Origin of the sequence: Coprococcus sp. AF102-57, assembly GCF_027686195.1 — a bacterium.
Classification (GTDB): Bacteria; Bacillota; Clostridia; order Lachnospirales; family Lachnospiraceae; genus Allocoprococcus; species Allocoprococcus comes.
This window is the reverse complement of record NZ_JAQCSY010000007.1, coordinates 138,534-158,254: the sequence shown is the minus strand read 5'-3', so window position 1 is coordinate 158,254 and position 19,721 is coordinate 138,534. Positions and strand designations below refer to the sequence as shown.

Annotated in this window: 21 protein-coding genes and 5 pseudogenes; 3 read left to right on the top strand and 23 right to left on the bottom strand. The window is 42.4% G+C overall.

What is annotated here, in order from left to right; genetic code table 11:
• Positions 1–75: 75 nt before the first annotated feature.
• From PGZ10_RS06770 to PGZ10_RS06685, 18 genes and pseudogenes are all read right to left on the bottom strand, one after another.
• Positions 76–348 (bottom strand): annotated as a pseudogene (locus PGZ10_RS06770) (cupin domain-containing protein); the annotation flags it as partial.
• 127 nt (positions 349–475) lie between these two features.
• Positions 476–790, bottom strand: a pseudogene (locus PGZ10_RS06765) (carboxymuconolactone decarboxylase family protein); the annotation flags it as partial.
• Positions 791–815: 25 nt separating this feature from the next.
• A complete protein-coding gene (locus tag PGZ10_RS06760; protein ID WP_008400007.1) occupies positions 816–1,238 on the bottom strand; it encodes a cupin domain-containing protein in 423 nt (140 codons plus the stop codon).
• Between the two features lie 286 nt (positions 1,239–1,524).
• A complete protein-coding gene (locus tag PGZ10_RS06755) occupies positions 1,525–1,908 on the bottom strand; it encodes a DUF6262 family protein (protein ID WP_015533403.1) in 384 nt (127 codons plus the stop codon).
• Entirely contained in the window at positions 1,874–3,391 is a 1,518-nt protein-coding gene (locus tag PGZ10_RS06750; RefSeq protein WP_117638859.1) for a tyrosine-type recombinase/integrase, read from the bottom strand. The genes PGZ10_RS06755 and PGZ10_RS06750 overlap by 35 nt, the downstream gene beginning before the upstream one ends.
• Entirely contained in the window at positions 3,384–5,135 is a 1,752-nt protein-coding gene (locus tag PGZ10_RS06745; protein ID WP_055153009.1) for a tyrosine-type recombinase/integrase, read from the bottom strand. Before PGZ10_RS06745 ends, PGZ10_RS06750 begins: the two co-directional genes overlap by 8 nt.
• 12 nt (positions 5,136–5,147) lie before the next feature.
• Positions 5,148–6,266: a tyrosine-type recombinase/integrase gene (locus PGZ10_RS06740; RefSeq protein ID WP_117638858.1), complete on the bottom strand. Its 1,119-nt coding sequence runs from the start codon at positions 6,264–6,266 to the stop codon at positions 5,148–5,150.
• A 169-nt stretch (positions 6,267–6,435) separates the two neighbouring features.
• Positions 6,436–8,412, bottom strand: coding sequence for an ATP-dependent DNA helicase (locus PGZ10_RS06735; protein WP_117638857.1), 1,977 nt, complete (start codon positions 8,410–8,412; stop codon positions 6,436–6,438).
• A 21-nt stretch (positions 8,413–8,433) separates the two neighbouring features.
• On the bottom strand, positions 8,434–9,159 hold the full coding sequence (locus tag PGZ10_RS06730; RefSeq protein ID WP_055057434.1) for a DUF4240 domain-containing protein: 726 nt from the start codon (positions 9,157–9,159) through the stop codon (positions 8,434–8,436).
• Positions 9,160–9,683: 524 nt separating this feature from the next.
• Positions 9,684–10,184 (bottom strand): DUF3846 domain-containing protein, encoded by a 501-nt coding sequence (locus PGZ10_RS06725; RefSeq protein WP_025577040.1) that lies wholly within the window; start codon positions 10,182–10,184, stop codon positions 9,684–9,686.
• 56 nt (positions 10,185–10,240) lie between these two features.
• Positions 10,241–10,681 (bottom strand): ECF-type sigma factor, encoded by a 441-nt coding sequence (locus PGZ10_RS06720; protein ID WP_055057436.1) that lies wholly within the window; start codon positions 10,679–10,681, stop codon positions 10,241–10,243.
• A gap of 272 nt (positions 10,682–10,953) precedes the next feature.
• A complete protein-coding gene (locus PGZ10_RS16800) occupies positions 10,954–11,208 on the bottom strand; it encodes a winged helix-turn-helix domain-containing protein (RefSeq protein ID WP_227231715.1) in 255 nt (84 codons plus the stop codon).
• Complete coding sequence (locus tag PGZ10_RS06710) at positions 11,159–11,395, bottom strand: helix-turn-helix domain-containing protein (RefSeq protein ID WP_015533395.1); 237 nt, start codon at positions 11,393–11,395, stop codon at positions 11,159–11,161. Before PGZ10_RS06710 ends, PGZ10_RS16800 begins: the two co-directional genes overlap by 50 nt.
• Before the next feature lie 685 nt (positions 11,396–12,080).
• The gene (locus PGZ10_RS06705; protein ID WP_014081148.1) at positions 12,081–12,995 is read right to left on the bottom strand and encodes a sensor histidine kinase; all 915 of its coding nucleotides are present in this window, start codon (positions 12,993–12,995) and stop codon (positions 12,081–12,083) included.
• Between the two features lie 14 nt (positions 12,996–13,009).
• Positions 13,010–13,816 (bottom strand): ABC transporter permease, encoded by an 807-nt coding sequence (locus PGZ10_RS06700; protein ID WP_055057437.1) that lies wholly within the window; start codon positions 13,814–13,816, stop codon positions 13,010–13,012.
• Entirely contained in the window at positions 13,809–14,729 is a 921-nt protein-coding gene (locus tag PGZ10_RS06695; RefSeq protein WP_117638856.1) for an ATP-binding cassette domain-containing protein, read from the bottom strand. Before PGZ10_RS06695 ends, PGZ10_RS06700 begins: the two co-directional genes overlap by 8 nt.
• An 84-nt stretch (positions 14,730–14,813) precedes the next feature.
• The gene (locus tag PGZ10_RS06690; RefSeq protein WP_014081151.1) at positions 14,814–15,479 is read right to left on the bottom strand and encodes a response regulator transcription factor; all 666 of its coding nucleotides are present in this window, start codon (positions 15,477–15,479) and stop codon (positions 14,814–14,816) included.
• Positions 15,472–15,651, bottom strand: coding sequence for a helix-turn-helix domain-containing protein (locus PGZ10_RS06685; protein ID WP_015533991.1), 180 nt, complete (start codon positions 15,649–15,651; stop codon positions 15,472–15,474). Before PGZ10_RS06685 ends, PGZ10_RS06690 begins: the two co-directional genes overlap by 8 nt.
• Positions 15,652–15,811: 160 nt before the next feature.
• Between PGZ10_RS06685 and PGZ10_RS06680 the strand changes: the two genes are divergently transcribed.
• The 3 genes and pseudogenes from PGZ10_RS06680 to PGZ10_RS06670 all read left to right on the top strand — a co-directional run.
• The gene (locus tag PGZ10_RS06680) at positions 15,812–16,165 is read left to right on the top strand and encodes a helix-turn-helix domain-containing protein (RefSeq protein ID WP_055057438.1); all 354 of its coding nucleotides are present in this window, start codon (positions 15,812–15,814) and stop codon (positions 16,163–16,165) included.
• A 202-nt stretch (positions 16,166–16,367) separates the two neighbouring features.
• A pseudogene (locus tag PGZ10_RS06675) lies at positions 16,368–16,538 on the top strand (plasmid mobilization protein); the annotation flags it as partial.
• Positions 16,539–16,571: 33 nt separating this feature from the next.
• Positions 16,572–16,769 (top strand): annotated as a pseudogene (locus PGZ10_RS06670) (relaxase/mobilization nuclease); the annotation flags it as partial.
• Here PGZ10_RS06670 and PGZ10_RS06665 read toward each other — a convergent pair.
• The 5 genes and pseudogenes from PGZ10_RS06665 to PGZ10_RS06645 form a co-directional block, all read right to left on the bottom strand.
• Positions 16,746–17,159 (bottom strand): annotated as a pseudogene (locus tag PGZ10_RS06665) (PcfB family protein); the annotation flags it as partial. The pseudogenes PGZ10_RS06670 and PGZ10_RS06665 sit on opposite strands and share 24 nt — an antisense overlap.
• 71 nt (positions 17,160–17,230) lie before the next feature.
• Positions 17,231–17,455, bottom strand: coding sequence for a DUF5348 domain-containing protein (locus tag PGZ10_RS06660; RefSeq protein WP_002584988.1), 225 nt, complete (start codon positions 17,453–17,455; stop codon positions 17,231–17,233).
• Between the two features lie 14 nt (positions 17,456–17,469).
• A complete protein-coding gene (locus tag PGZ10_RS06655) occupies positions 17,470–18,375 on the bottom strand; it encodes a DUF6017 domain-containing protein (RefSeq protein WP_055057439.1) in 906 nt (301 codons plus the stop codon).
• Between the two features lie 210 nt (positions 18,376–18,585).
• Positions 18,586–18,948, bottom strand: coding sequence for a hypothetical protein (locus PGZ10_RS06650; RefSeq protein ID WP_002584990.1), 363 nt, complete (start codon positions 18,946–18,948; stop codon positions 18,586–18,588).
• 167 nt (positions 18,949–19,115) lie between these two features.
• Entirely contained in the window at positions 19,116–19,619 is a 504-nt protein-coding gene (locus PGZ10_RS06645) for a hypothetical protein (RefSeq protein ID WP_243000663.1), read from the bottom strand.
• Positions 19,620–19,721 lie beyond the last annotated feature (102 nt).

The following is a 19,721-nucleotide window of genomic DNA, read 5'->3' as shown; positions in this document are numbered from 1 at the left end:
GGACTTTTATATTTCATTGTCCTATATGAAGGTAGCATATCAAATTGTCTTGTAAATATACTTTTTTCAACCTTCCTATTTTAGTTTTCTATATTCTTCATCACTTACCGGTTCAAGCCATTCATTAGAACCATTTTCGCCCGGAACCTCTATTGCCAGATGAGAAAACCATTCATCCGGTGCAGCACCATGCCAGTGTTTAACACCTGTAGGAATATTGATGCAGTCACCTGGCTTCATTTCTATAGCTTCTTTACCTTCTTCCTGATAATATCCTCTTCCGGCAACGCATACCAAAATCTGCCCGCCTCCACTTTTTGCATGATGGATATGCCAGTTATTTCTGCATAAAACTGGACTACCCCTCCGCAATCCCTTATAGTTACGGGCTTTAACGGCATACACGTCTGTGTTTTGTGCGACCCTTTCATGACGAGCAGTTTCTGCCAGGTTATTTCTCTGCTTCGTCCTCATTCCAAACCTCTTTTGCAAGATTAAAGACTGCCCAGCCTTTTGGCCAGCCTGCATAGAATGCTACGTGAGTGATGATTGCTGCGATCTCTTTCTGTGTTACCCCATGATCCTTTGCATTCTGTAAATGGAATTTCAAAGAGGAATCTGTGATTCCCTGTGCCATCAGTGCTACAACTGTGATGATACTTCTTGTTTTTAAATCAATATCTTCGTTATTCCAGTTCTCTCCGAAAAGAATGTCATCGTTAAAATGTGCAAAATCTGGTGCAAATGTTCCCAGAGCATTTCTTCCTGCTATCTGTGTGATCTTTGCCATGATATCAAACCTCCATCTTTCTTATTTATGGTAATTTGTTATACTCTTCTTCCGGTAAAAACTCCAGCCATTCGTTGGAAGCTCCCTCTGCTGGAACTTCAACAGCCAGATGCTGGAACCAGCTGTCTTTCGCTGCCCCGTGCCAGTGTTTTACTTCTGGTGAAATATTTACTACATCTCCAGCTTTCAATTCACGAGCTGGTTTTCCTTCTTCCTGGTACCATCCTCTTCCACCAGTAACCAGAAGGATCTGTCCACCTTTATGATGGATGTGGTATGCATTGATTGTTCCCGGAGCGAAAGTAACCAGACCAACTGGTACTCTCTCTGTTGTAAGCATATTCAAATAGCATTCACCTGTAAAATACTTTGCGAATGCTACGTTTTCTTCACCGATTGGAAATACGTTACCTCCACCTAAGTCTTTTTTCATCTGTTCGATATCCATAAAAAATTCCTCCTTGCTCTTTTTATTTTATGATACAACCTGAAGTAAGCTCTAGGTCAATAGATTTTGCAACTTTTTACATAAAGTTCATAATTTTTCTGTGACAGTTTGCATTTCAGGTACACTCTATTTCTTATCGGTATCATCATACTCCCATATTGCTTTCTATGTCCAATACCTATTATTATGGGTTGCTTAATGCCTTTTAAGCATAATCTGTTTCTATATCACAATGCAAAACAGATCTGCTGTATTCTGGCAGACCTACTTTGCATTATGATATAGCTTAAATCTGTTTGATAAGATTCAACTCTTTCTTGGATAATGCTTTTTTTAACTTCTGGTTTTCCTTTATTAGATTCTCATTTTCGCTTTTCAGTTTCTGTAGCTGTTGCCGGAGCAGATTCATTTCCGCTTCCATCGCCTGACTGATAATGTTTCTCCTTGGATCCACCATACCAGCCTGCTGTTCCATTGCTGCATCAATCTCACCTCTTACAATCGGATTCTTGTAAAAGAATCCTCTAGATAAACCAGTCTTTTGCATCAGTGCTGGTACGGACACCTTTTCTCTCTCCAACACCATTGTCCGTATTGTCAGGACTGCCCGTTCCACTTTTTCTTCGCTCTTTCTTTTATTCAATTCCAGCATCTTGTCGTATTTGCTCATATTCTTCTCCCCATCCGTCCAGACTTGCCAGTATAATCTGTGACATAGAATTTCTAACTTCTCTTGTTTCATCTGCCATCCGCTGATTGCTCATTTTTCGGTAATATTGGACACTTCGTACTCCCTTATGTCCCAGGAGCTTCGCTATCGTCCAGTCATCCACATGGAGTTCCGTTAATTTTACCCCATAGCAGTGCCGGAACATATGCGTTCCAAATCCGAATAAGTTTCCGCTGTCATCCCGGATATCTTTTTCATAAATCATTCGAAGCACTTTATCCTGCAAGGTTTGGTAACTGATTGGTCTCTCCGGTTTGTTCTCGTCCGCAAAGATATAAATGCTTTCAGGATAATGCTCATTTGCATAACTGACTGCCTTTCCAATCAGCTGTGCCAGCTCCCGGCTGATCGGTTTTTCATATCTTCTTGTTTTCGGCTGGTATATGATAATCATATCCTGACGGTCATGTTTATAAAGGCAGTCTTTCCGCAAGGTCAGCGTGTCGGAAATTCTGGTTCCAAGCATCTGGTGGATGATCATTGCCCTTGCTATCTGCTCTTCCATTTTTACAATCTGGGCATTCAGTCTTTTCAGCTCACTGTCCGAATAAGATTTGAATTCTGCTTTCCGTTCTGGCGGAAAATCAGATTTTAAAAACAGTTTTGTAAGATGTGGAAAATCATAAATTTTTCCGATTGTTTCCAGCACATTTCGAAGCTTTAGCAGGTCATCCCGGATGCCATTCCCTCCGTTTGATTCTACCTTGATGTTGATTAAAAATTGTTCTATGATCTCCCGGTCAATCTCTTCGCAGGTGCTGATCTTGGAATGCTTTTCATCCAAATACTTTGAAAATTTATTCATTGCGGACAGTTCACGTTTTATACTGCCAAGGGCTTCGGTTTTCAGATGATGGTAAATTGCTTTTTTTACTTCTTCCCGAATATCTGGTTGCCGGATTCCTCTGAAATTTAGTGTCTTATGGTTGACAATCGGATTTGTCCGCAGGATAAGCGGAAGCCTTTCCAGATGCCAGATATCCTTTGCCAGCTCATTGGTTTCTGATCGGTCCAGTGTAAATTCCAGAAGGCTTTCAAAATACCGGATCAGGGCAGCTTTTTCCACCGATTCAGTCTGAATGTTCGTCACTTTATGCTTCGTCAAAGCCCTACCGTTTTGTATCATCCACATTTTCAACTGCTTTATCCAGAAGTCTTTTTCTCTGTCAAGCAGGCTGTTTTCCTGATGGGATGACTTCTGAAAAAATTCACATAAGCTGTTAAAATAATGCCTTTCCCTTTTTATGGTCAGGATGGATACCTGCGTTCCACGGTAGTAAATGTATTCGACAAATTCTGTCTGAAGCTGGTTTTCCGGCAGTTTATCCAGATCAAAATATTGTTCCTTATTCAGCTTTTCCTTTTGCTCATCGGTAGCCAGCTTATAACATTCCAGTTGTTGGAATTTCAGTTTATTATCCATGCTTCTCTCCTTTCTGCATACAGGCAAGCAGGCTGTTTTCCTCTTCCTCAAAGTATGCGTCATTTTCTTTAGCAATTTTTCTTGGCATATAATCTATATACTGCATGGTCATTTCCTCAAACGTATGTCCCAGATAGTCCCGGATGCTTTGGATTGATACGCCATGCTCATAAAAATTGGTTGCTACGGTATGTCGGTAATCATGAGACTTAAAAATATATTCTCCATTCTGTATGCCTATCTGGGAGCAGTATTTTTTCATCTGCCCCATGAAGGTGCTTTTGGAAAATGCTCCACCTTTCCGATTCCGAAAAATGTATGCTTCTTTTTTGGTAGGGTGCTTTTTCAGATAAACCTGCATCAGACGATACAATGTTACCGGAATGGGAACCCTTTTATAATTTTTCATTTTCACCTGGTAGACCTTCATCCAGCAGTCACCATTCTGGATATAATACGCATCCCCTTTTAAGGTGCAGACCTCACTGATCCGGAGTCCCACACACCAGAGATGTAAAAACATCATTCTCAGGTGTTCAGGAAACTGTGAGAGGTTTTGGATAATTTCCATATACACATCCTCTTCCACACTTCTGTCATGGTGGACTGGGATCTGTTTTTCCAAGTAATACGATGCATAAAACGGAACCTTTTTTATATACCCCTTTACTTCCAGAAATTTCATAAAAAACTGTATTCCCGAAACATTGGTATTAAATGTCTTTGCTCCCATAGCACCATTCTGCAAATTCTTTAAATATACATCAATCAGGCTGGCATCACACTTGGTAACTTCCAGTTCGCTGATCTCCTGCAAAAAATTTCGAATGGTTCGGAATCTTTCGTACACCGTGCTGAGCGCCAGTTCTCCGATTCCAATTTCGTACTTCATATATTCCTGAAGCAGCAATCGATTCTTGGGCTGTAGAACTTCCTGAAATGATATTTTTTCTATACTGTCACTCTGGTTTATTCTTTCTTTGGCAATACGAAACCGCTCTAAATACCAGATGGTAGCATCCCATCTTGTTTCATCAGTTTCTATAAAAATCACTTTACGGGCAGTTTCCACAATGCTCTTCAGTCGTTTTCGCCGTTGCTCTTTCTCGACTTTCTGCTTCAGGTAGTCCTGAAATGCTGTTTCCTGTTCCAGCTCCAGAAGCTGGATATCTGTAATCTGCTCCCGGATGCAAAATTCGTAAAAAAGCTGTAGCCCGGTCAGTTTATATTCCCTCAGTCTGGAAATTTCATAATTCTTCAGAATATATTCCAGCACGGTAAAAATCTGACGTTTCAGTTTCTCACTGGCTGCCGCTTTAAAATTCCAGACCATGTTGCTCCGACACCGTACCGTTTCCACACTCTTTACGATTACAGGATCTGAGTGGTATGGAACAAAAAGTATTTCATTTTTATATTTCCATTCACATTCCCTCTGTCCAGCCGGAGTTTTCATCCGTTCCCGGATGTACGCCTGCCGTATCCGGTCGAACGTTCCGGTATATCGGTAAATGTAATTTCGCTTTATCAGCGGTGTTATGTATAATTCAAATTTCATTCGCAGTTCATAATCTATTTCCGAAAGATGTTCTACCATCTCATCTGCCAGAAACAGCAGAATCTGTTCTGTAATGGAACTTCCTGCTTCCTCTTTTGCAAACTCCCGGATTTCTTTTCGTAGCTGCTCAATCCGCCTGCTCCGTTCTTGTTCTGCCTCTATAAAAGACTGTAAAAACGCAGGCATAAAAACCACCTCCTATAGCAATTCCTCAATCCCATACAGGGAGGAGTGTTTCTCGTAGAATTCCTGGCTGGCATCCAGCAGTTCATCATCCACAATGTCCAGATAATTGATGGTTGTCTGGATGTGGCGGTGTCCATAGGCCAGCTGTATCAGTTCCAGCGACCATCCTGCTTTTCTCCGCTCATTTCCAAAGTAATGCCGGAGCATATGAGGCGTGATCTTAATCCCTGTTTTCTTATCCATTCTTTTTAGCATGGAGTATACTGCTTCCACGTTCATTGGTTTTCCGATATTATCCCCGGAAATATTCACAAACAGGCTTGTCTGGTGCTGAAGTAGTTTTCGGTACTCTGTGATATACAGATTTAAAAAGCCGAAGGTATCTTTGCTGATCTTCGCACTTCGGTATTCTGCATTCTTTGCTCTCGCTCCATTTTCATTGTCCTCACGGAAATATACCCGGATTATGTGGTTCTGATAATCAATGTCCTTACTGTAATCAATTCCTAAGATCTCACCGATTCGGTAGCCTGTCTCTGCCAGAAGCAGCATGAGAAGCCGATCTCTTATATTGGTACACGCTTTCAAGATTTCCACAATTTCATCTTTCTTTGCTGCTCTCGCCTTATGCTCTTCCTCTTTTAAATAGCCTTTGAAACTCTTTGATCGTATGCTTTTCTTTACGCCTACTGCATCCACGGCTACAAAATAATTATAGGACAGGACTTTCAGCTCCCCGAACTGCTGGTACTCTTCTTCTATAAAAAGATAGAACCTGAACACATCTCTTAAGTATGCGTTGCAGGTTCCATTGTTTGGAGATCTGTGATTTTTATCTCTGGTATGCTTCCCGGCTTTCAGCCAGTATAAAAATTCCACAAAGTGATTTGTCTGTTCAACATAAGGCATTTGATATACGTCTGTCAATTCCTTTTTCTTTTCATGGATGTATTCCAGATAGTACAGGATTGCAAGTGCGGAGCGCCGCACCGTATTCGGTGAACATTTACTCCGTATCTTGTGCATCAGATATTTGGTTGGAAGCAGGACGATATCCAGTGTTTCCACATCTCTGATAAAGAAATAAACGGTGGAACCCTCTCTTTCTTTTTCCAGTTCATATCGTCTCATTCCTGCTCACTTCCTTTCCTCTAACGCTATACACAGTATACCCAACTCATGCCGATAAAGCTATCACAAATACCACCAATTCGGTCAAAACCGCTCCTGAAATACCACTAAACTTTTTGTCTTATTTTCTGTCCAGATCTGGGCAGAACCAACAACACCACGGATGTTATCAGCTGTAGTAACGCTCCACTTTCCGGCTTCGGATAAAGTCCTCTACTTCATCGATTTTTTCTGCCATCTGGCACTTTGGCAGGGCGTCCAGAACATCTCCCCGGTACTTTCCTTTCTTTGCCGCTCGGTGGTCTAAAATGGACACTACACAGGTGTCCTGCTCCGTCCGGATCGCCCGTCCGAATCCCTGGCGCAGTTTCTTCTGCATATCTGGAACAACAACATTTTGAATGTAGGATTCCAGTGATCGGTATTGTTCCCTTTGTGCTTCATGGATGGGGTCCGGTACAGCAAACGGCAATTTTACAATGATCAGGGACGATACCATATCCCCCGGAAAATCCACACCTTCCCAACAGGAGCCGGCTGCAAACAGAACGGCATTTTCCATCTTCTTAAACCGTGCGATTTCTTCCTGTGAGTTTCTCCATACCTGCACCATCGGGAACGGGATCTGATCCCGCAGGAGCTGCTGCACATTTCCCATCAGGGTATAAGATGTAAACAGTACCAGTGTATGCCCGTAAGTGGAACACACCAGATCACGGATCTGGCCTGCAAGTTGCTCGGCCTCTTCCCGGCTTCCCTTGAGCGTCGCTTTTAAATTCTCAGGAATATAAAGCAGACAGTTCTCTCTGTAACAAAATGGGGATTCTGCTACACACTCCCGGACTCTGCTTTTCTTTTCCAGCCCGGTCATCTGTCTGGTCCTTACAAACCCATTTCCGGCTTTTAAAGTTCCACTGGTGAGAATCGAGGGAAATCCCCTGTCCCATAAGGAATCATGGAGAAACCTTGGAATCTCTCTGCTAACAGCCATAAACACAGGATCTCCCCTGCCGTCTGGCTGAAGAAATAAAACGTATCTGGTATCCTTCTTCAGAAACCAGCCGAACAGCTCTTCCATCTCTTCCAGCCGCCGGAAGATCCAGTAAGGGACATTTCCAGCAAGTCTTTTAAGCATAAGACTGAGATTCCCCCTTACCTGCTCCAGAGAAGATCGGCACTTTGCCGGAAAATAGAAATTTTCTTTTCCAGCTATGTCATCTCCCATCCCGGCCTGATCCTTACGGATTTCCATTGAAAGTGTATTAAACCAATCCTGTAGTCTCTTACCTTCCGAACTTTTATGCTCCCTGTTTAAGAAATACGAGATTTCCTGCACATCCTCTCTTCCAATACTTCTCCCATCCATCTGGCTGGCAGCTTCTGGGAGCTTATGTGCTTCATCTACTACCAATGCTCTGTAATCTGCCAGCAGAGGCCGGTATTCATTCATCCGGTGCATGGCGTCTGCCAGAAGATAATTGTGATTGCATATCTGTATAAAAACTTCCTCTTTTTTGGAAACATCCAAATATTTCTGATAACGGCATCCTGCTTTCCCCGGACACTCCCTGGGGCAGAATTTCGGTACGCACACCAGCCTGCGGTCAAAACCGCTCAGGTTATGTACGGAATCTAAATCAAAGTTATGCCGGAGGGACTTCAATGCCTCCATCTGTGCCTGATTTTTATTCTTATCCCGGACTGCCTCCAGTCTTTGGGCCAGCCTGTAATCGCACACAAAATGTTCCTTTCCCTTGCGGACAACTGCCTTTAATTCTCCCTGAAGCAGATCTGCTTTTAACAGTACATCCGATAAAAAAGGAACATATTCCTCTATGATGGCTTTCTGTAAGGCGATACTGGAAGTGGATACCACTACAGACCGCCTGTCACATCCCGAATAACCGGAATGCAGTACACTATATTTCCGCATCAGGATGCAGGCTGTCAGATAGGCATAGGTCTTTCCGATGCCGACTCCTGCATCACAGAGCGTGATTTCGTTTTTCATAAGGGCATCCAGCATTTCATGGCAGAGACGGATCTGTTCTTCCCTTACATGAAGCCCGGCTTCCGGGAGAAGCTCCCGAAAGATCTGTTCCACTTCGCCATGTGCCCTTTTCTGATATTCATTTTTATAACACATTACTTCTCCTTGCCAGAAAGCTTATCTTACCGTACCCTTACGGACGAGTCTGGTCGCTTCCGGTGTATTCTGTCCCTGTTCCTGCATTTTCTTTATGGCAGCATTCCCTCTTGCCATCATCCTTCGGATATCCGTCCGGGAAACATTCCATGTCCTTACTTTCTGAGGAGCTTTCCTTACCTGCTCGGACAAATGGCATTCACAGAGTTTCGGATATACCACCATTGCTTCCGGTAATTCCAGCGGATACTCGATCATGGGATGGTACACAATATCCCGGATCACCTGCTCATAACATTCCATCTGCATTCTTGCCGTACTGTCCTGATAGATATTTTTCCCTTTCATGGCACTGTAGACCTGCGATGAGATGTATCCCAACGCTTCAAAACTACAGTACCCATACGGAGTCACGCCGGAAAGGGAATCCGGATCTTTTAAGGCATTCAGATAAACTTCTTTTCCCTGGGCGATCAGCCACATCCGAAAATCGGAAAAACTGTCATCACTGCACCCTGCTTCCATCATAATACCTGCCGCTGTCCATAAGCCGTACTTATAAGCCGCATCCCGGTAACTGTAAACAAGATTGTGGAATTGGAGGACATCCTCCGGTGTCATATAGAAGAGCTGCTGCTTGATCCACACTGCCGAAGCATCCAGATCGGTGCCGCACACTTCCTTTGCTTTTTCAATCAGATTCCAGAATTGATCCTTGCTCATTCCACTTCTTTTTGTTTCTTCCATCTGTTCTCTCCCCTTGATGTGACGTTAATACCACAAGAATACGGCTGTAGTCTCCCACAGCCGCATGGTATCTGATATCAACGACACACTTCTTCATTGATTTCTTTTTATCTTGCTGTTCCGCATTTGACCTCGCACCCCCGGAACCATCCCTGTTTTTCTTCTGGGAAAGGGGACACTACAGGCGGGCGGCTGGCCTGCCGCCGCTCACAGATGTCCTGGGGGTCTTTCTGATTACAACCCGGAGTCCATCTTCCGCTCTCTGGCTGGTAACGTGTATCATTATCCCCCATCCGTGATCCTGGCGAAAGGCTGCCACCGCCTTATTCACAGCTATGCTTTCTCGCTCCAAGTCTAAGAATCTTTACCCTATACTTAATCATGGCGCTCATACTGTCACGCTTCTACGGTTGGGAACGTACCTGTAGTGCCGATATTCACTTGCCAAAGAACAGCCGAGGGATGTCCCTCTGCTTACTAGCCGATGGCAGTGTATTTTTTTATTCACTTCACAGAAAAATTTTTTATCGTGCTTCCCCGGATCTGTTTTTCTTTTTTCCTTTTGCCGGATTCTTCTGCTGTGCATCCTTCTTCCGACTTTCCTTCTGCTCTTTTTGTTCCTGCGGTGGCATCTTCATCACATGAAGTTCCCCGTTAAACAGGGTGAAAACTTCCGGTGACTGATATTTTTCTTTAAACTTTTCAATCTGCTCCGGTGTCAGCGAAGTAAAATCATCTTCTGTCAGTCCTACCACAAGGAATGTTCCGGCAATGGCATCATAGACCTGTCCTCGGTCATCGTACAATGCCCGATTTAACGGCAACCCCTCAAATTTTCCATTGCCGTTTAAAAGAATTCCAACCTCATCCTCAAACGGATAAGTCATCTCAATGTCACCGCCTACTGCCTGCTGCAGATCTTCCAGCTCATTGGGGATGCTTTTGACATAGGGTGCTTTCATCGGCTCGACTACCAGTACCGTCATCATTTCTTCCTGCATTTCGGACACTTCTTTCTCATCCATCGTATCAATCCTCCTGTCTATTCGTTCTGATAATCAGCCGATGAGAGCCTTTTGTTTTATTCAAATTTCATGGACTTTTTGATTTTCTCCCGTAACCTCCGCAGTCTTGTATAAACAGTCTGCTCCGGCAGTTCCATGTGATGGCTGATCTCCTTTGGTGCATATCCCATCATCTTCAGAACAACCATCTGAAGAGTTTTCTTGTCAGTCGATAACAGGATCTGGAGCAATTCCTCATTCTCCACGGTATCGAGCAGGGCTTCCACACTCTCTGGCTGAGACTCTCCTGATTCTTTTTCTTCCAGAAGCAGTTCCATACAGTCCAGAAGTGAGGTCTGATGTTCCCGGAATCTCCGCTCTGCGTTAAAATCGTTCCAGTCATACTCCCGGAGCTTCTGGATCGTCTCTTCATCCACACCCTGCTCACGCAGGATCTTCTCTTCCTCTGCTTTCCACTGGTTCCATCTATATTCTTCTTTTGCTTTGTTATAAGCCACTTATCTTTTCCTCCGATCTGAATTTTTGTGAAATCAAATCGGAGTGTGGCGGTGATCTGGCTCGTTCTTCCTGTCCACAGGAATGGCCGGCATCTCTGCTGTTTCCCTGCAAACACGGATCTCCTTTGTAATCATATCTTTACAAAAGCACAGTGTATCGGATGCACCTGTCAGTTAACGGTCAGAAACCTGTCAATTGACGGTCAATTTTTATCACCTTCTTTCCAGCACAAATAAAATAAGACGAACAATCTTTTTACGGATTATTCGCCTTACTGCTGTTCGTTTTCATTATTCAATTCAAATTTGTAACCTATATCCCTGACACTGACAATGCAATTCCCGGCACCGTCTTCAACGACATTCAACTTTTTTCTCAATCGCTTTACCAGACACCAGATGATATTTTTAATATCACCAACAGAATAATCTTTCCATACAAGCTGGTAAATCTGTTCAAATGTGTATAGCCATAGCTTAACCTCCCTGTCGTGCTGGGGGCTTCGCTGTCGTCTTTGCCCTGTGATACCAGTCCCAGATTGCAGCGTCAGCTATCAAACGGCGGTTTCCATTCTGTATATATTCAAGCTCGCCGCTATCCATAAGCTCGCGCAGCTTATTTTCCCCGATACCGCTAATCTTGCTCATTTGCTCAACGGTCTTTAACATAGGGAATACAGGGATAGCGGGGCTTGTTGTTTCCTTTTTTGCCATAGGAAAATACCCCCTTTCATAAATGGCTAAAAAGTCAAGTTACAAAAAGTGGGCTTTAACCGGGCGGCTGTTAGCACACCCTCGCGGGAATTGCACCCCTGCTCATTTAAGGCAGCTTTACCCATTGCCTGCGACGCTCTGAACGCTCGGACTGTGGATGTAAAGGCTTATCTTCCCTCAATGCGTGTCGTCGCCCGCAAGCTGCTAACTTGCTTCCCGTCGCGGTGTTTTTCGCTCGGCTTTTCCCGATAAGGAAATAGCGTCATGGCGCACCCTCTGTATGGCTCGGCGCAAAAAGGACGTACCCGGTTTGCCCTATACTGCGTCGCCGTTATCTTGCGTCGCTTTCTTTGTCAAGGAACATACGGGGCTGCTGCGGATTGATACGAAACGGAAAAGGGGTTAGATGATTTGACAGTTCATATATGAGGGTAGAAGTGTCCCCGGCGGTGGACGAGCTTTTTTTGATAAGCTGAAATGTGCCGTACTTTGTCGATACGCTCTATATATCATGGCGGCTACCTCCATTAGCCGCCGTTTTTACGGTGTTAGGGTCGTCGTAGACTTGCCGATAGGCAAAAAGAAGCGGCGGCTCTGAAAATCAAAGCCGCCGTAATTTAGAAATGGCGCGTGAAAATACCTCTGCTTTGCGACGGCTTTTTTTCTTTTGCCGTCGTCCGGCAGATTATTTTTTTATGAGTAAGGGCGAAAAATCAATCGTAATCATAAAATTATGGTCATGTATTTCAATTATTGGATTTGTACAATTCATCATAAGTAATAGCTTTTTCACAATGTAAAGTCCTTGTCCAGACGTACCATTACTTCTTGAAACATCTGCTACATAAAAGCGTTCCAACAGTTTTGAATATTCTTCTGTAGGAATAGATGCAACAGGATTTTTAATACAGAGTTGTACAGAATCTGCAATATTAATTAGTTGAATTACAACATTATTTGTAGTGGATGTTACCGCATTGAATATAAGATTTTGTATAATGCGAATACACGCCTTTCTGTCAGCATTAAGATAGATGTCCATATTAGGTATTTCTATTTGGGGTTCAATTCCATTAACGCTGAAAATCGAATAATTGTCTAGCAGGATTTCAGTAAGCAATGAGCATAGCTCAACCTTTTCATAGTAAAATGGATATTGTCCTGCTTCTAAAAGAGAGATTTGATAAAAGTCATCTATGAGACGTTCTAATCTCAATGCTTTTCCGGATAATGCTGAAATATATTCCGCTCTTTTTTCATCAGGCGCACTTGATAGAAGTTGCAAATATCCGCGAATGGAAGTTAGTGGTGTCCGTAAATCATGAGAAAGGCAAGAAATATTCTCTTTTAATTCATTCTCCTTTTTTTGAATTTCGCCCAGATAAATATTATCTTTTGATACAATCTGATTTATGATTTCAACCAAATGCTCTAACCGCCTATCAGATAAAGACACTGTAACTAACTTTTTCGTTTTTCTATTCAGAATAGCATTTAGTTGGACGATTACTTTATATATCTGTATTTTCCAGTTAATTAAAGAAATTGAAAGGATAATGACCAATGCTATCAGAACAAGAAACATAATCGCCCAACCCATATTCTACCTCCCTTTTACTTGATTTCTTTTCTAATCATAATAAGACCGCCAACAATCAAAAGAGAAATGCACCCTATGAAATAGAATGGTAAATGCTCAATAATACCCATTGTGCGACAAGAGCTGAAATTCATCCAATAGTACATAGGATTTCCATATACAAAAAATTTTAAGGGTATTGAAACCGTCTCCATATCACTCCATAGCATTAAGTAAACAGACGCTCCACTGAATACATATAAGCAGCAAATCCCTGTTACAATCCCTGTATTTTGAATAACGACACATAAAAAAATAGAAATGCTTTCTAATGCTAATAAAACCGTTCCGCAAGCAAGAGCCCATCCCAAAAGGTTTATTACTTCACTCGCAGTTGGAATGTAACCGGATTGTATGATTTCAATAACGAAAAATGTAGCTACAAAAATCAGATACGTTATCAGAGACACCACCAATATTGTAATCGCTTTGGTGTAGTAGAGAATAGTTCGTTTAGTGCCGTATGCAACAGATAATTTGATTGTACCCGTATTATATTCTTTTGTAAAAAATATGGTTGCAAATAAAATGCCAATAATCCAGAAAAAGGCTGTATATGCAAGAGATGAGCGGGCAACAGTTTGAAACGTTGGTATTTCACTAGATAGATAACACTTAGCTTGAAATCCGATTACACTTTCTGTTCCATCTCCGGCTCCAAAAAAAGTCATGTCACCAAGTGCAAAAGAGACCATTATAACCGCCGCACATACGCCTAATATAGTTATCAATATCTTTGAGTGACGCAATTTATAAAATTCAGCTTTAAAATGGTTAATCATTTTGGCACCCTCCTATCAAATTAGTGTAATAAGTTTCAAGACTATCTCCAGATTGTGCTAACTGATAAATCGTAATATTATTTGCACTTAGCAACGCTGATACTTTTCCGGCATTTTCAACATAATCATATAGATGAATACTTTTGTCTGGCATAACAGAAAAATTTGAAGTATTCAGTTTGCTTTCCAATAAAACACTAGCAGCAGCTACATCATTCACTTGCAACAACAAATGCTTTTTGCAGCGTTTGTCTAACTCTGTAGCGGTAATTTCCTGTAAAAGTTTCCCCTCATGTAAGATACCATATTTATTTGCTAATTGATGAAGTTCCGTGAGAATGTGACTTGAAATCAAAATAGTGATTCCACGTTCTTTATTTAGTCTTTTGAGTAAGTTTCTTAATTCGATAATTCCAGTAGGGTCTAGTCCGTTAATTGGTTCATCTAGTACGAGAAATTCAGGATTCCCAAGCAAAGCGATTGCGAGAGCTAGTCTCTGCCGCATACCCAAAGAGAAATCTTTTGCTTTTTTCTTTCCGGTATCTTTCAAACCAACTAATGCTAAAGCATTATCAATGCAACCTTTTCCTGGAATACCGCGTTGCAAACGTTGTACCTCCAAATTTTCATAGGCTGTCATATCAAGATAAAGAGAAGGGCTTTCAATAATACAGCCAATGCGCTCACGCTGCTTTGCAAGTTTCTTATTGCTTTCACCGAATAAAGCAATTTTGCCAGTAGTAGGTTCTGCCAGTCCGGTTAGTAAACGAATCATTGTTGTTTTACCGGCACCGTTTTCTCCGATAAACCCATAAATATCTCCTTGCATTACAGACATAGATACTTGATTTAGGGCTAGTGTATTGCGATACTTTTTTGTGATGTTGATAGCTTCAAAAACTGTTACGTTCATTTTTTCACAGCTCCTTTCTTGTTATTTAGTATCGCAGACAATTCCTTGAATAATCTAAAGGTAAAGCTAAAGATTATCTAAAGCTCACTTTGCAAATCGGTAACCCAAGCCCCATATGGTCTTAATTCGGCAGCCTTCGCCCTTTAATTTTTTTCGTAAGTTACTTATATGTGTGTTAATGACATCATTATCCCTTGCAAATGGTTCTTGCCAAATACTTTCATAAAGATTTTGCTTAGAAAAAACTTTATCAGGATATTTCGCCAGTAGTTCTACAAGTTGATACTCTTTTGCTGTAAGCACAATAATTTCGTCTGCAACAGTAACTATTTTTGAAGATGTATTAATGGAAAGTTCTCCAAAGGTCAAACAAAGATTGGGAGTATCTTTTTGACTTCTTAGCAAATTGCGTTCAATTCGCGCTAGTAATTCGTCCAAATCAAACGGCTTTGTTAAATAGTCATCAGCACCCAAGCGTAGCAGTTCGACTTTGTTGAATGTTAAACTTTTTGCAGAAACAACAATTACAGGTACGTCTGAAAATTTTCTGATATTTCTAATTAACTCATCTCCACTGATAAAAGGAAGCATTAAATCTAAAATAATTAAATCTGGGGATAATTCTTTTATACGTTCAATCGCATTTGCACCAGTAAGTGTGAAGAAGACTTGATAATTGTACTTTTCCAGATGGTCTTTTATCATAACGCAAATTTCTTTATCATCTTCGATAATTAAAACATTATTCATGTTGAAACTCCTTTCTGCGTCTATCAGTTGGCTTTTCCACGTCTTTTGGTATCAGCCACATACTACCAAATTTTGAAACGCCCGGTATGCGCTCCCCCTCACAAAGTTTCTGCACCCGTCTTTCTGAAATGCCCCATTTGCCCGCTGCTTCTGCACAAGACATATATTCCATAAGCCACCCGTCCTTTCTTCAAAGTTTATCAGTATAATTATATACGGTATGGCGAATAATAGCAAGTGCGGAAATAGGCATTATTTAGGTTCGTTATAGGAAGTATATAGACATATCCAAGAAGAAAGGGGAACAGTAAAATGTAACTGGGTGAATGAATATGGCAAAAAGACCAGTAGAAAAGTACGACTTCAAGGCTTTTGGGCAAGCAATAAAGAACGCGCGGAAAGAGCGCAAAGAGAGCCGCAAGAAAGTAAGCGACGAAATGTATATTTCCCCGCGTTACCTTGCAAACATTGAGAACAACGGGCAGCACCCAAGTTTACAGATTTTCTTTGAGCTTATGCTGCGCTATCATATATCCGTAGACCAGTTTCTTTTAGATACGCAGCCGGAGAAAGACACAAAGCGGCGGCAGCTTGACGCGCTTCTTGATGATATGAGCGATACAGGCATACGGATTGTCACCGCAACGGCAAAAGAGATTTCCGAAGTCGAAAAAGAGGGCGAATAGGAATGTCCGGCCTAAAACTGAATAGGATTTAGGAAGCGTTGTAATCTTTTTTGAGATTGCAGCGTTTTTCTTTTGCGTAAGTTTGGCAAAACGGGGCTTTCTGTTGTAATAGGGAGTAAGAAAAAACTTTCATAGCAAGCATAGGAAGCGGGTACCCACTTCCGTATTTTCGCCCTCCTGCGCTGCGACGCGTCGGTTGAAAATGGCTTATTGGGAAGTATCCCAAACCCTCGGAATGGAAAGGAGCGAAAGCATGGACGGACGCAAAAGAACGGTACAAATCAAATTTAGAGTAACAGAAGCGGAACGGGATTTAATTCTTGAAAAAATGAAGCTCGTCCCCACCCGGAACATGGCGGCATATCTTAGGAAGATTGCCATTGACGGATACATTATCCAAGTAGACCATGAAGCTGCGGCAAAGGCACTCAAAACGGCGGGCATTACAAAGCTCCCCAATCCCGCCACGCTGCAAAAGGAATATGAAGCACTCCAAGCGCAGAAAGAAGCCCTTTACGCCGATTATGGCAAGCTGAAAAAGAAAGTCCGGGAATATGACGTTATCAAGCAGAACATAGACAGCATTTTGCAGACAGGAAAGCAGCTTGCGGATAGAGGGCTTTTTCTCCTGCGTCAGCTTCTTTGCGGAAAATTCCTTAAAAGCTGCGGTCAGCACGTCAGCGTCGCGCCCTTTGAAAAACACAAGGTAGCGGGGCGGGCTTTCCGTCGTGTCCTTTTTCAGCGCAAAGTCGATACCGTACTTTTTCGCCGTACTCTCAAAGGCTTTGATATTGCCCTCGGTAATCTCAATGTTGGAAACGCCCGCGTTCTGCTTCATAAGCTGCTTCAAAGTCTGTTTGCCCTGCGGCGTTTTGTCTTTCTGCTTCTTCATCTGTGCAAGCAGCGTTTTCATAGCCTTTTGAAGCGTCTGCGCGGTCAGTTTCCCGGTCTTGATGTAAAGGGCTATGGTCTTTTCGTTGATTTCATCTTGCATTTACCGTCCTCCTTTCGCGGTAGTCTGATAATGTTAGGGTGGTACGCCGCTGCGGTAGCCGCCCATAGGCTTTAGATACGGACGCGCAAGCCGTTCAAATCCTCGGCGCGGATACCCACAAGGTACCATTCCTGCGCCGCGCTCATTTCAATACGGGTCGGCTTCCATTTGCCGCCTGTGAATACGTCGAAACACTCCCCGCAATGCAAGCCGCCGTAATAGTCGGCAATGTCAAAGCGAATGTCGTAGCGGTCGGTCTGTTCGTCAAAAATCAAAGCTCCTGTTTTCTGTGCCATGTGGTAATCCTCCTTTAGATTTTGCCTGTCGCCATATCGTGTGCGACAAGGGCGGTATAGTAGCTGTCAATGGTATTCGGCGCATTGAACAGCACCGCTTTAAGGTACTGTTTAATGTTGCGGATTTTGGTGGTATTCTCTTTCATGCAGTCAAAGACAAATTCAATGTGGCTGCTGTTGAGCTTCATAAACTTTGCCTTGACAAGCTCTGCCGGGTAATCGTCCCCGGCGATACGGATTGTCTTTCTCTTGCTGCATACCGTTTCAAGGATAATCGAAACAATTTCGTCTAAGCGGTCTTTGTCTACCTGCCCGTAGCGTACAAAATGGTCGTACTCGATATTGTCCTTGATGATTTCCTCATAAACGCTGTATGCGTCTGTCGCTTCCTTTCGTTTCCGTTCCGGCGGCGTAGCCGCTTCCCCGTCGTAAGGCAAGGGATTTAGGGAATGGATAGGAATGGAATCGGTACTTGATAAATCCGTATTTGATTTTTCTTTTTTTGGTAAGTCAGTCTTTTGTATATCTTTATTTAATTGCGTTGGATTTTCCAACGTAGGTTTTTCCTGCGTAGGTTTTTCCAACGTTGGATTATCCAATGTAGGTAAATCCGATACAGGCGAGGTCTGCGGCTGCTCAAAGATTACATAGTCTGTGCCGCGCAAGCGTCCTTTCTCGTCGCGCTCCCTTGAACGCACGATATACCCGGCGCGTTCCAGTTCCTTAATGGCTTCCCGGATAGCGTCGATTTTCTCCCGGTTGATAAAGGACAGCCCCGCAAGGGTGTAGTCCCAATCCTCCGGCAAGGACAGCATTTGCGATAACAGCCCTTTTGCCTTTAGGGATAGCTCCTTATTGCGTAAGTGGTGGTTGCTCATAACCGTATAGCCTTTGTTGCGCTCCACTCTGAAAACTGCCATAGCTTCATCACTCCTTTGCTGCATACCTGTTACGCAATAGAAACGCGATTTTGAGGGTTTAGGTATCAATCCCTTATCCGCTGAAAACCGCGCCCGCAAAGCCGCATAAATCAAGGGCTTTTTCCTGCCTACTGCGTAACAAAGGGCATGAAAAAAGCGGCGTTCCTGTTCTTCCTTGTGGGAAGTGAGAAACGCCGCCTGTGCGGTGCGTTATTCTGCTTCTTCGGCTATGAGGTCTTGTATGACTTCGCCAAAGTCTGCCGTAAAGGAAAAAATGAAGTATTCCAAAACGGCGGGGTCTGCGTCCATAGGCTCGGCTTCCTCGGAAAAGGGCAAGCCCATAAGCCCATAGAGCATTTTTATGATTTTGAACAGCTTTCCCCGGTCGGCGGGGGTGTTCATGGTAACAAGTACGTCGGTCAAGCGGTTTACGGTTTCCATGTCGCCGCCTGTCGTTACCCATACCATTTCTGCGAATGGCTGCGTGATTGCTCCGGTTACAAGGTTTACCTTATCCTTGCTGATTTCGCCGGACGGGAGTATAATACCCTTGTCTAAAAGTACGTTTTTCATGTCGTCCTCCTATAATCTGTGGTGCCAAAATGGTGCCCGGTCTTACAAAATCATCTTATGCGGAGATACGGCAAGATAAATGACAATACGCGGAAAACCTTGATTTTAAGCCATTTTTGCAAGGTTTTATAAACACTTGCGCGGGCTTATAAGAAGATTTCCGTCTATCAAATCAATAAAAAATTATATTCTTGTCGTGTTAAATGTAACGCTACATTATTCCAAAATACTTTATGTTTCTTATGATCCATTACAAGTTTTCCCTTATTAATCATCGTTTCGGATTGCTTTTGAGTTATTTTTTGTTTATTATTTCGTCGTGCCAATGAAAAAATCTGCAGATCTACTTCTTCTATAGTGCTATTTATATCCATTACACAATCTGCACCAGCGTATATTAATTCTTTTTTCCATGACATACACAATAAAGAGGAAGCATCCGTCAAAATAATAATTGGTATCTGCGTTATTTTTCTAATAGCAGATATAATATTACTTATGTTCTCTTTATAAAGGATCACTCCTATTATAAGCACATCATAAGAAAATAAACTCAAATTATGCAGTAAAATTTGTAGATTTTCTGCATAATCTGAGTTTACCTCATTGAATAGTTTTTGATATGATTGATTGTCAAAATATGCTAATATTTTGTATTTTGTGTCTTTCATATTTCTATTTTAAAAAAGCAACACTTTCTATTTCTTCACAGGAAAATCATCAAATGCATTGTCATCTTTTGCAAAGCACACTTTCTTGCCGCATGCTCTGAT